Origin of the sequence: Flavobacterium gyeonganense (assembly GCF_029625295.1) — a bacterium.
Classification (GTDB): domain Bacteria; phylum Bacteroidota; class Bacteroidia; order Flavobacteriales; family Flavobacteriaceae; genus Flavobacterium; species Flavobacterium gyeonganense.
On sequence record NZ_CP121112.1, the window covers coordinates 3,706,497 to 3,719,503 of the forward strand.

Annotated in this window: 9 protein-coding genes; 4 read left to right on the forward strand and 5 right to left on the reverse strand. The window is 33.7% G+C overall.

Annotated features, from left to right (window positions below; translation table 11 throughout):
* Window positions 1–9: 9 nt before the first annotated feature.
* The gene (locus P5P89_RS15910) at window positions 10–360 is read right to left on the reverse strand and encodes a VOC family protein (protein ID WP_278009209.1); all 351 of its coding nucleotides are present in this window, start codon (window positions 358–360) and stop codon (window positions 10–12) included.
* A 713-nt stretch (window positions 361–1,073) separates the two neighbouring features.
* Window positions 1,074–1,406 (reverse strand): hypothetical protein, encoded by a 333-nt coding sequence (locus P5P89_RS15915; RefSeq protein WP_278009210.1) that lies wholly within the window; start codon window positions 1,404–1,406, stop codon window positions 1,074–1,076.
* Window positions 1,407–2,720: 1,314 nt separating this feature from the next.
* Here P5P89_RS15915 and P5P89_RS15920 point away from each other — a divergent pair.
* Together P5P89_RS15920 and P5P89_RS15925 are read left to right on the forward strand one after the other, a co-directional pair.
* Window positions 2,721–4,232 (forward strand): carbohydrate-binding domain-containing protein, encoded by a 1,512-nt coding sequence (locus P5P89_RS15920; protein WP_278009211.1) that lies wholly within the window; start codon window positions 2,721–2,723, stop codon window positions 4,230–4,232.
* A gap of 359 nt (window positions 4,233–4,591) precedes the next feature.
* Window positions 4,592–5,800 carry a PQQ-binding-like beta-propeller repeat protein gene (locus P5P89_RS15925; RefSeq protein WP_278009212.1) on the forward strand — a complete coding sequence of 403 codons (1,209 nt, stop codon included), beginning with the start codon at window positions 4,592–4,594 and terminating at the stop codon, window positions 5,798–5,800.
* Window positions 5,801–6,018: 218 nt separating this feature from the next.
* Here the strand turns inward: P5P89_RS15925 and P5P89_RS15930 are convergent, their stop codons facing one another.
* The gene (locus P5P89_RS15930; RefSeq protein ID WP_278009213.1) at window positions 6,019–7,506 is read right to left on the reverse strand and encodes a serine hydrolase; all 1,488 of its coding nucleotides are present in this window, start codon (window positions 7,504–7,506) and stop codon (window positions 6,019–6,021) included.
* Between the two features lie 48 nt (window positions 7,507–7,554).
* On the reverse strand, window positions 7,555–9,903 hold the full coding sequence (locus P5P89_RS15935; protein ID WP_278009214.1) for a TonB-dependent receptor: 2,349 nt from the start codon (window positions 9,901–9,903) through the stop codon (window positions 7,555–7,557).
* A gap of 207 nt (window positions 9,904–10,110) precedes the next feature.
* Between P5P89_RS15935 and P5P89_RS15940 the strand changes: the two genes are divergently transcribed.
* Complete coding sequence (locus P5P89_RS15940) at window positions 10,111–11,199, forward strand: sensor histidine kinase (protein WP_278009215.1); 1,089 nt, start codon at window positions 10,111–10,113, stop codon at window positions 11,197–11,199.
* 2 nt (window positions 11,200–11,201) lie between these two features.
* The gene (locus P5P89_RS15945; RefSeq protein ID WP_278009216.1) at window positions 11,202–11,909 is read left to right on the forward strand and encodes a LytR/AlgR family response regulator transcription factor; all 708 of its coding nucleotides are present in this window, start codon (window positions 11,202–11,204) and stop codon (window positions 11,907–11,909) included.
* A 259-nt stretch (window positions 11,910–12,168) separates the two neighbouring features.
* Here the strand turns inward: P5P89_RS15945 and P5P89_RS15950 are convergent, their stop codons facing one another.
* Window positions 12,169–12,981 carry a helix-turn-helix domain-containing protein gene (locus P5P89_RS15950; protein ID WP_278009217.1) on the reverse strand — a complete coding sequence of 271 codons (813 nt, stop codon included), beginning with the start codon at window positions 12,979–12,981 and terminating at the stop codon, window positions 12,169–12,171.
* Between the last annotated feature and the right edge of the window lie 26 nt (window positions 12,982–13,007).

Consider the following 13,007-nt stretch of genomic DNA (forward strand, 5'->3'; position numbering starts at 1 on the left):
CCATTTCAATCAGCTATTTTTATACAACTCAATTTTTCTCCCCTCAAAATCTTCAATTACAGCAATAAACCCAAACTCCGTTTGTGTGGGAGGTAATGCAAACACCACTTCTAAGGCGGTTAATTTTTGAATTGTAGCCTCGAAGTTGTCAATACCGAATCCTAATCTTAGGTTTTTGTCTGCTTCGGTCTGGCTCTTTGTTAAAGGATAAATTTCTAAAACTGTTTTTCCGATAGTCGCACTATAATGAAAGGGAGAATTTCCGTGTTGGTGGTACTCAAAAGTCAACCCGAACAGGCTGTAAAAGTCGGATAGTTTTTTTGTATCGCTAGTTCTTAGAAATAATAGACGTATTTCCATTTTATACTTTTGTTTTTTGAATTTTGCTGTTTGTAAGACTACTGTTGTCTTGCTGCCTGTGGTTTGGGCTGAATTGAGTTCTGTTTTCGGATTTGTCTATAGATTATATTTATTATGCGGATTGCCTAAATCTTTTAAAGCAGTTGTTGCAGATCGTATTCGTTTTCAATTAATTCGATTAGTTTGGTTTGTATTTTCAGCAGGAATTTTTTTATTATTTGATTCTGTAAGTAATGAAAATTTCATACTTACAAAGTATTCATAGTCATTATAATAGATAAGAATTTTTCGCCCCTGATGTCTAAATAAGTTCTACTATCCATTTTCTCCTCAATGAGCTGCAGTTCATAAAAACGTGATAGCTGATTGATAATCTTTTTTTCTCTTCAGGAGCATCTTCTGCTTCAATACTAAATGCATGATCCTTTAAGTAAAAACATTCTCTTAACGAATACAGGCATGATATGAGCCAGGCGAAAAAGATGATGTAAAGGTGAAACTTATTAAGGATCCATATTTGGTGTGTGTCGAACCAATTCGTAAAAAACAATAGGTACAAGCAGAACACTGACCATACAAATGTCAACACTATAAAATATCTATTGAAATGATTTGTCATTGAATTTGTGTATATCCTTGATGATAATTGGTGTTAGTATTTGCAGGCAACAGCTTTTGAGAAAGGTCTCTTTGGGAGCGGGAGAGATGGTATGTCAGCGGATGTTTTTTAATTCCCAATGTTTCACTAAATAGTAATTCCAAATTCCTTTTTGTACTGTTATTTCTAATTTATAGTCTTTTGGATTACGATTGTAATTTTGCCGATTCGTTTCAGGACTAACTCTAAAAACTTCAGTTCTGTTTTTAAATTTAAAAGATACATCTGGATTTTTTTTGGTGTAAAACCCCGTTACATTGCAACTAATTATTTCTATGTTGTTTTTTTCTGCTTCTTTTTTATTTAAATAATTCCACGTCACACCTGCAATCTGTCCAAAACTTAAATATGAAACAAAAATTCCTTGCAACAAATAAAACCCAATCACATATATTTTGGCATATGTTTCTTTGAAACCGGTATATTTTCTAATTAAAAAATCTTTTCTATAAATTCCAAAAAATAATACTCCAATGATTATCGGCAGCCAAAAAATATAAACATTATATCTTATATCGTGTCCAATTGTTTCGCTTTCAAAAAATATATAATTAAAAATAAAAAAAAATAAAGCTGATATTACAAGGACATAATGTATCCGGTCTATTTTTTTCTCTTTGTTTTTTAATTTTCTCTTTTCCGTTTTTTTTTTGTTTCGTTTTCCTCTCAAAATATTGGATTTATTTGTATGTATTCACTTTTCTGTTCTTTGAAAATACCACTGAAGTTCTGCCTGCTGCCTCGGGTCCGGGACTAAATTAAATCCTATTTTCGGATTTTGTTACCGGAGCAGATAGCGAAGAGGCGAAGCAAATCTTCATGGCGTGGGGGATCGGCATTAGTTTTAATTGGCATCTCTGTGTCTCCATATTTTTCGGCACAATTTGATTAATGCTGAAAAAAATAATCCAAAAAGGAAAATTACCAAGAATATAACGGGAAAGAAATCCCATTCGGTTTTTCTTTCTTTCTCGAATAAATTTATTACAACTAAAATTCCAGTGAAAAATATAGCAAAGGCCATACTGTTAATCACATTTAGTGTAAAACTGTTTTCATTTCTTTTGATAATCCATTTGCCCAAAATTATTTGGTATAAACTACAAAAGACTACAATTACAAATAAATATATTAAGTACACAATGCTGCTAATATGACAACTCTCGCAAGCCTCTAATTTTGGTTCAGGGAATAAATTTTGGGAGACGAAAAAGTATCCAATTGGAAGTGCGGCTGCAATTGTAATTGGCAGAACAGTTTCGAGTAAAATTTTAGATGGTTTCATTTTTGTAGTAAGTTGATTATCAATTGCCCGTACCGTTTTTTTATTGCAGCAGTATTGGACTAAAATTAGTTCCTGTTTTTGGATTTACCAAATCATTAATGAATTGTATTATATCCGTACTGTAGTTGCGTTACAAAGCTTTATTTGTTTCAACATGTAAGCAGGTACTCATCGCAGCCGTTTTCCAAATGAAGCTGGATTTAAGTTGATGATTTCTTTTACCCCAAAATATTGTACGTTCACCTCAATTTATTGTTGGAGTTCCTGAATATATATAGTATTGCAGTTATACTTTTCCGGAATATCATTGGTATAGCAGCCGTTTATTAGAGATAAAAAACCGCTATTCATTTTATTCGCTTTGAACCTTTTTTTAGAGACACATTACGCCATTACTAATTTAATTATACCTACACTATGAAAACAAAAAAATATTTCTATCTCTGTTTAGGCATTATTGCCTTTTCCTGTTCTAAAGACAACGACAGCAATGATGATGAAACCAACGTTACAACCAATACTCCTGTTACCATTAGTGCCACGACTGTAAAGGGAACAGCAGAAGGATCATTGGAGACCGGGGCAAATGAGGAAGATATATTGGCTAATTCCACATTTACTTCTACGGTAAAAATAACATTTAGCGGTACAAGTGCGACGGTAGAAAATGCAGTAACAGGAGTAACCGTTACCACTTCCGGTGCAGATGTTACAGTGACCTCTACTGTTGCAGGAGTCGCTTATGAAGTAACCGGCACCACCACAGATGGGATGCTCAAAATTTATAGCGACAAAAAATATAAGCTTACACTCAATGGCGTGTCGATCAAAAATAATGATGGACCGGCAATAAACATTCAGTCAGGCAAGCGTGCTTTTATTGTACTGAGCGGTACCAATGCCTTAGAGGATGGAGTAACTTATGCTACTTCTATCGAAGATCAAAAGGGAACTTTTTTTAGTGAAGGACAGCTTATTTTTTCAGGTTCTGGTACTCTAAATATTGTTGGTAACAATAAACATGGTATTGCCGCTGATGATTATGTGCGTGTACAAAGCGGTACGATTAACATTACCAAAGCGGCTTCTGATGGGATTCATACCAATGATGCGGTTTATATCGACGGTGGTACTCTGAGCATTTTTGCGTCCAGTGACGGTATCGAAGCCGAAGAGGGGCATATTATCATCAATGGCGGAACCATAACCGCTACTGTGGCTGATGACGGAATAGTGGCTTCATACGATACAGATGATACGATCGATCCTTATGTGGTGATCAATGGCGGTACTATTACCATTACGACTACAGGCCAAGGCGGTGAAGGAATAGAGAGTAAAAGTACCCTGACCATCAATGATGGGACCATTTATGTCAAGGCTGTAGATGATGCCATCAATGCCGGTGATGCGATTTATATTAATGGTGGAACTATTGTAGCCTACAGTACGACAAATGATGGTATTGATTCGAATGGTACACTGACCGTAACCGGCGGAAGAACCTTTGCTATAGGAGCTAAAAGCCCTGAAGAAGGTTTTGATTGTGATAACAACACGTTTAAAATTACCGGCGGACTGCTGATTGGCACCGGAGGAGCTACCAGTTCGCCAACTGCCAGCGTATCTACTCAGGCTTCTGCCATTTTGGGGAGTGGAAATGCGGGAACGATATTTAGTATATTAGATAGTGATAATGCAGAGGTAATGACGTTTAAATCGCCTGTGAGTTTTACTACATTGCTCTTGTCCGGCAGTAAATTCAGTTCTGGTAAAACCTATAAATTGGTTACGGTTTCAACAGTGACCAGCGCTTCGGATTTTAACGGACTGTATCTGGGAGGAACATTTAGCAATCCTACGGTATCGTCAAGTTTTACACTGACCTCGATGGTGACCAAAATAGGAGGGAGCACCGGTCCGCGATAACACAATAATTTTGACTATATGAAAACAAGTCTGTGCCTGATGAGGTACAGACTTGTTTTTGTTTATAAAAGGATCATCCCTTTACTGTAAAATAGCATTAATCAAAAAATGTAATCTAATTTTTTTCAGGAAGAGGCATCGTATAATCTTAACGAAATCCTGTTCAAATCCTGCATAAACGACTCTATAGTACATAACTATAAACTTCTCAAACCCTCTAATAGTTTTTTACTATATTTGGCATAGATATTGGTTTGTTGTTGGTTTTTAATCAATCTGTATCGGGCTAATATTATAATTTAATATCCGATTTCCACTTTTAAATAATTGTCCCCAAATCGAAAATCAAAATTTAAAAAATGAAACAAAAACTTATCATTCTTCTGTTTGTATTTACTGTTATAAATGTATTTGGACAAGTACCTGTTACTTCAAAGCCAACTGAAACTATTAATCCTGCTAATACTATTTCAGCTGCTGTAGATGCTTTTAGTAATAAATCTGTAAGGCCGGTAAAAAAGGTTCCGTTAGACGAAGCTTTAATCCTGATTTATGATTACGACGGCACTCTTTTTACATTCGATTTAGAATCTGAAACAATTGCCTGGACTGTAAAAGCTACAGATTCTTTTACAGAGATGTGCGCAAACGGAGTGACACTTCTTGATGGGGTTTTATATGTTCCGTTTATCAACGGAGAAATTTTTGCGATTGATAATCAAACCGGAGAAATTTTTTGGAAGTCAAGATTAGGTGATAGTAAAGACCAAATTATACTAAAAAATCAAATTCCGGTCATCAATAATGGCAAACTGTTTATAACGACTCAAAGTCCAAATAATAACATTTATGCCCTGAATGTAAAAGATGGCAGTTTAGCATGGGGCAACAAGTTAGAAGCTACCAATAACGATATGCCGGTTCTGTTTTTTGACAACAAAGTTTTTACTCAAAGCGCATCAAATGTGTATAGTTTTGATGCCAATACAGGAAAACTTCTTAGTCAAAAAAGCTTTGAAGGAGCCATTTTGGGAAAACCTGCCACCGATGGCGAAACTATATTTATAGCCAATGAAAAAAATGCAGTTTATGCTTTAACGCCAGATAAATTAGATATTTTATGGGAATTTAAATTCGATGAAAATCAAAATAATGTAAGGCAACATATAGTGGGTAAAGACAAAAAAGTCTATTTTGCGGCACAAGGGGAGGAAGTTTCTTCTATATATGCTGTGGATGCTAAAACAGGAACTCAGTTATGGAAAACGGATTTTAAAGCCGATACTATTGCGTACATGATTGAAGAAAGTGATAACATTTGGGGATATACCCGAAAAGGAAAACTTTTTCAAATAGACTTGACGAACGGCGAAATAGCATTCGAAGTAAAACTAACCACCAGACCCATTTCAAATTTTGAATTTGCCAGCGATGATGAATCCTTGTTTTATTTTTCTGATGCTGCTTTAATTCAGTTTGAATTTAAAACAAAAGACGAAAACGAAGTTTACCTGCGGACTTCTATTAAAGACGACGCCTATAGCGCCTATGTGAAACTGATCCGATAATAAAAAAGCTGTCTCTAGACTGCACCCAAAAGTTGAGACAAATTTATCATTAAGTTTGAAAATAATGAGCCCGATGTTGTATCGGGCTATTTTTTTGATTAAGTTTTATTCGGGCTACAATTAAACAAATCAATTAACTAGCAACTTGAATTAATTAGTAACAAAATTATAAACCTCCAAAAATCAGATGACTTTGGAGGTTTTTGGTTTTTCATTTTTTACAGATTTTCTAATTTCTTTATCTGCTCCTGAGCATTAAGATTCTTCGGATTTAATTGAAATGCTTTTTTATAATTTTTGATTGCTTCTTTATTATTTCCTAAAGCGGCCAGTGTTTCAGCATAACTATCATAAGCATTTGCGCTTTGTGAGTAAAGGTCAACATTAAGTTTGAAAATCTTTAGCGCTTCTGTTTGTTTATTTTTTGCTAATAATTTGTAACCGTAATCATTTAGTTCATTTTCATTTAAAGTAAAAAGAGAATCATTCTTTTTGAGATTTTCGGCAAGTTTTAATGCGTTGTTATAGTTTTGTTTAATGAGTTCTTGTCTTAATTTTCGAAGTGAAAGGGACCATCCAAAACCATTTGATTCTTTCATTTCCGGAATATAAAAACCAGCGATTTCGTCTATAAAAAACTCTGGATTTGCACCTTGAAAATTGGTCAGCACAATAATAGAAAGAGCATCTTCAGGATAAACAAAAAACGCAGATCTCATTCCTCCAATTGGTGCAACAGCCGGATGTTCTGCTCTTGAAACCGTTGGCCAGCCAATTGCATATCCGTTTACCAATTTATTGAATCCGCGTGTGCGTCCGTTATTTAGAACGGCTGGCTGCCAAAGTAAATCCAGACTTGATTTTTCTTTTAATAAATCACCATTTTGCAATGCAATAATCCATTTTGCAATTTCGCCAGCGGTAGAAACGATTCCGGCGCAGGTTCTGAAATACTCCGGAAATTTAAAAAAATTGTTTTTTATTTCATTGGTTGTCACCCATTTTCCGTTAACAACAGCCTGCGTGGTATAAGCTCCTGCCGCATTTGTAATCACATCATTAGAATCTCCAAAACGGGTTTGTTCCATTCCAGCCGTCTTAAATTGGCGATTTTCGATGAATTTAGTAAAATGAATTCCGCTCACTTTATTGATGATTTTACCAATAATAATATAACCCGTTTGGTTGTAACGAAAGCGATCTCCGGTATTAAATTCCATCGGCAGGGTTTTTACTTTTTCCCAGGTAGAATCTTCAGTATCGCCCAGAAAATTTTCAGTTGCATCAATACTATTTGGAAGTCCGGAAATGTTAGCAAACAATTGTTTGATTTTCAAATCTTTCCATGCATCAGGTAAATCATCCAGATATTTAGAAATTGGATCGTTAATATTGAGTTTCCCTTCTTCCTGAAGCTGCATAACCGCAACACCAACAAAAGCTTTGGTACAGGAATTAACAGCAAACCTACTTTGATTGTTTACGTTAACTGAGTTTTCAATATTCGCCATTCCGTAACTATTCTGCTTAATTATTTTACCGTTTCGAACTATCGCAAGCTGAAGTCCCGGTATATGAAGTTTTTCCATTTTCTCTTTTAAAAAAAGATCAATGCTATCTGCTTTTTGCTGATTTTGAGAATTTGCAATAAAACTTATCAAGCATAATAATGAGATTGCCAGAGATTTAGAATAAAGTATTTTCATGATTTATTTTGATGTATTTATGTTTTTAATTGATTGATTTTTGTAGAATTACATGTTTTCAGGCAAACGATCTTTATCAGATTTTGTGCGGTTAAAACGATAGATAACTGTTAGATTTACATAACGTCCTTGGGATTTACTTTCAGATTGTAAATAATAAGACGGAGTTGTGGTTTCTCTTTTTCTTATTTGAGAATCAAAAAGATTATTGACATTTACAGTCACAGACATTTTATCTTCAAGAAAATCTTTACTTACACCAACATTTGCTAAATATTGTGCTTCTGTAAGGGTTTGAACGCCTTGATTTTTCCCTCGGTATCTGAAACTAAAATCGGCCGAAATAATTTTAGGAAACTTCAATACCGAACGGAAATTGGATAACCACGTTTGGTCTTCGGCATTGTAATTTACATTCTTATAACTTCCTTCCTGTTTAAATTTATAATAGTTAAAATCTAAAGATAAACGCAGCCAGTTTGTCGGATTATAGGTTGCCAAAACCTCTGCGCCATAACGATTCTCTGTTCCAAGATTTACAGGAGTATTTATAAAATAATTTTCATTGGTGCGTTCTACTATGTATTCAAAAAAATTAGTCGTGTGCTTGTAATAAACTGACGGATTAATGCTGAATTTTCCCGGTTTTGCCAAAACGGTAAACTCAAATGAATCAGTAAACATTGGGTTTAGATCTGGATTTCCAACCGTTAAATTTCTTAAATCTGAAAGTCCGGAAAACGGATTCAGCTGCCAAAATCTAGGTCGGTTTATTCTTTTGCTGTAGCTCAATTGCAAATCTGTTTTTGCTGTTAAGTTGTAAACCAAATGTACTGTCGGAAATAAATTGATGTAATTTTTGGCATTATTGAAAGTATTTTTTCGATCAGAAATTTTAATGTCTGATAATTCAGAACGCAAGCCTAATAAATAATTAAATCTTTTTATTTTGCTTCCAAATTGAAAATAAGCGCTGTATAAGTTTTCGTCGTATTTCAGTTTATTGGTAAATTGTTCCTGCAGCATATCATCTAGAATCGTGTAATAATCACTTCTAATAGCTCTCAAATCACCTCTGATTCCCATTTCGATTTTAGAATTTTCATTAATCGGATTCACAAAATCTGATTTTATAAAAATATCGTTACTGCTTTCAATATCATTGGTATACAAATTAGAAACTGGCGATTGATCAGGAAATGTTCTTTGCTGGTCGATGTATTGATTTTCATTATCATTCCAAAAAACATATTGCAGACTTGAATTCCATTTTTTGTCTTTTTTGTCAAATGTCTTAGCATAATTCAACTCAAAAACATTATAAATCTGTGGCTCTACATATTTTTGAGATCTCGAAATAATACTATCCGCTGCATTGTTCACATCAGAATAGTTATAATTGTATTGGGTATTTTCTCTATTGGTATTTTTAGAACGATAGTAACTTCCTGTCAAAATATTTTTATCATTGATGTAATAATCTCCTCCAAAATAAAGACTTACCGTACTATAATTTCCTTTATCATCATTGTACTGATTCAAAATAGAGGTAACGCCATTGCTGCTGTTTCTTTGAAATTGCTTGTCGTAGCCATAAACATTCAGCTCGCGATAACCCAGATTCGAAAAAAGATTTATTTTTTCTGTCTTGTAACTCACATTAGCATTCGTATTATAATTTTCAGGATTTCCAATTCCAGCCTGAAGCGAACCATTAAAACCTTTTAAACTATTCTTTTTCAAGATAATATTAATGATACCGCCACCACCCTGCGCTTCATAAGCCGCAGACGGATTGGTGATTACTTCTACTTTTTCAATATTGGCTGCGGAAATCTGCGATAAACCATTATTTGCAGCCAGCATCGAAGGTTTTCCATCAATTAAAACCGTAACGCTGTTATTTCCACGAAGGCTTACAACGCCCGTTATATCTACATTTACAGAAGGAACATTGTTTAAAATGTCATTTGCAGATCCTCCCCGGGACAAAATGTCTTTACCGACATTGAATACTTTTTTATCCAGTTTAAGTTCTACAGCCGATTTTTCGGCAACAACATTTACTTCTTCTAATTGATGAACTTCTTCTTCCAGAGAAATATTTTGAACCAAATCCTGATTCATTTTAAAACTTTCAGAAATAAAAGTCTTAAAAGACATAAATTCTACCTTTAATTGGTAATTTCCAGATACACTTTTTAAGATGTAATTTCCATTTTCATCAGAAGCAGTTTCTTTTACTTTTTGAGATGATGACAGCAAAGTAATTGTTACGTATGGCAAAGGCTGTTTTGTTTTAGCATCTACAACTTTTCCTTTGATTGTAAATTCTGGCGATTGTGCAAAAGCAGCGAATCCGAATAATAATGCAATTAGTAATTTGAATGGTTTCATTTTGATTGATTTTAGAATTTGAAGCAAAACTCTTTAATAAATCCAATCAAAATTCTCACGCATGATATACGGGCAATTATGAGCGATAAATAATCAAAAAATGGGTTTAAGTTGTGTTGATATGCAATTTTTATTTGTTTGTATCTTTTTTCCGCTTGTTCATCGACAAACAATTTCTCTTTGCAAATAAATCGTAATTTTGACTGCATGACACCATTCGAGAAAATTATAAACTTCGCTACAGCCCACAGAATAACTACTCACGTTATTTTTTGGGTGTTTATTTTTATTATGTTTTTTAGTAAAAATACTTCCTCAGACCCAGAAGGACTATGGATTGATGTATTGTACACCGTATATTACGAAATCTTTTCAATGATAGGAGCGTATTTTTTATCCTATAGAATTCTGCCTCGTTTAATGACGCCGCAAAAATACAATTGGGTTTGGGCAGAACTTTTTTTAGGAGCCTACATCATTTCTGCCGTTGCTAGAATAACAATGGTTTATGGCGTTGAACCTATTACTCGCACACCTCCTTTTCCTCAGGAATCTATACAAGAGATTCTCACAGATTTGCCAACTTTGTTTATCGCCTATTCGCTGCATATACTTTCTTTATCAATATTTTTCATTTTTATAAAGTTGATTAAAGATCAATACATCATTCAAAAAAGATCTTTATTATTAGAAAAACAAAAAGCTGAAACGGAATTAAAAATTCTGAAAGCGCAATTAAATCCGCACTTTTTGTTCAATACACTCAATAATATTTATTCGCTTTCTGTTGTAAATTCTCCTATAACATCGCAGTCCATTGCGGTTTTATCCGAAATACTAGATTGTATTTTGTACCGTTGCAGCAGTACATATGTGCCTCTTACGCAAGAAATAACATTGTTAGAAAATTATATTTCGCTGGAAAAACTGCGTTATGACGATCGTTTGAGTGTGGTTTTCAACCATGAAATGGATCAAAATGGAATGATCGCACCTTTAATTTTACTTTCTTTGGTAGAAAATGCCTTTAAACATGGAGCTGGAGAAGATATAGGAAGTGCACCAAAAATTGAAATCGACTTAAAACTAGTAAACAATAACTTTGAATTTAAGATTCGAAATACAATATGCAAAACAGAACATGAAGCCGAAAGCGGTAAAATTGGACTGAATAATATTATCCAGCAGCTTGATAAAATTTATACAGAAAATTATACTTTTAATGTCACCAAAACAGATGCCGATTTTACTGCAGTATTAAAAATAAATCTTACATCCCAATATAATTTAACTTAGAGATGAAAATAAAGTGTTTATTAGTCGACGACGAACCGCTGGCAATCAGTTTACTGCAAAACCATATAAGTAAGTTAGATTATTTAGAAGTTGTTGGTACATGTCCGAATGCGCTAAAAGCGGCTGAGGTTTTGAGAACTACTGCCGTTGACCTTATGTTTTTGGATATCAAGATGCCTCAAATCACCGGAATCGATTTTTTAAAGACCTTACGAAATCCGCCTTCGGTTATTTTTACTACCGCTTACCGCGAATATGCATTAGAAAGTTATGAGCTTGACATTGTCGATTATCTTTTAAAACCAATCACTTTTGACCGCTTTTTTAAGGCTACAGATCGCTATTTACGAATCAGCGGACCTGTAAATAATACCAAAATCATTACACCATCGCAGGAAGATTTTATTTACATAAAAAATGGATCCAAGTTTAATAAAATCAATGTCGATTCTATTTTGTATATCGAAAGCGTAAAAGATTACATTATTGTGCATCAAAAAGATGGAATTAAACTCAATGCCAAATATAAAATTAGCGATATCGAAATCGAACTACAGGATAAAAATTTCCTGCGCATACATCGCTCCTTTATAATCAATTTAAAAAATATTACCGCCTTTACAGCTTATGATGTTGAAATAGGTTCAATCGAAATTCCAATTGGAGCCAGTTATAAAGAATATGCTTTTAAAATGCTTAAGAATAATTAAAGTTAATTACATTTTATTGAATAGCAAATCTGTACTCTCGTTAAATTGAATGAATAAAATTATTAGTTTTTGAAAATAAAAGAAAACTAAAAATCAAAATACTTTTCCATAGTAGTAACCTCTTAAAAGCCGTATCGTTTATTTTATCATTATTTACGTCTCCAATAAAGAATTTTTTATTTTCAGTTGTTTTAGAAATATTTGAGGCAGCTTTTTTTGATTTGCAGATTATAATTTTAAGTACGTATTACTTAGAGAATTATTTAGTTATTGTTAATTGTGTGGGGGATATTCCGAATTGTTTTTTGAAAGCAAATGAAAAATGCGATAAGTTTTCAAAACCTGTTTCCAGATAGACCTCAACAGGCTTTTTGTTTTTTTGCGTTAATTGATAATGGGCAAGTTCCAAACGTTTTTGTGTGAGCCAGCGTTGTGGAGTAGTGTTATATATTTTAGAAAAATCGCGTTTAAAAGTAGTCAGACTCCGTCCTGACAAGTAACTAAACTTTTCTAATGGCATATTGAACATAAAATTTTTTTCCATAAAACCTGCCAGATCAATTTTATACGGTTCTTCAAAATTGGCTAAAATGTTGTCTATTTCTTTATCTATGGTACGAAGAATTGAAATTGCTTCCGTAATTTTTAAAGAGGCAATATTTTCAGGAAATTTTTCCTGTACATCAAAATAAGGCATCAACGAGGCAAGGCAGCTTTCTAACAAAGGATGCTTATCAAAACTTCGGATTTTTTGAGTCGCCGAAATTTTTGTTTTCACATTAAGGCTGGCATAAAATTCGCGTAATCTGTCGGTAGAAAGATGCATAACTACTGACTTATGGGGCTGACCGTCTTTTGGATAATTGATGATTGCCGCTAATTGATTTCTTGGTATCAGAAAAATGTCACCTGATTTGAATAAGTAGTTTTTATCTGCCTGAATAATTTTTGTCTCGCCAGAAATGAACCACACAAGCATATGGTGGTCAAACACAACCTCGGTTTTAAACAACTTATCTTCGTAAGAAGAAAGTTTAATATCGTCTGTAATGTATTTTAGTTTAAATTCCATTTGCTTATGTAGTTACAAATTTACAA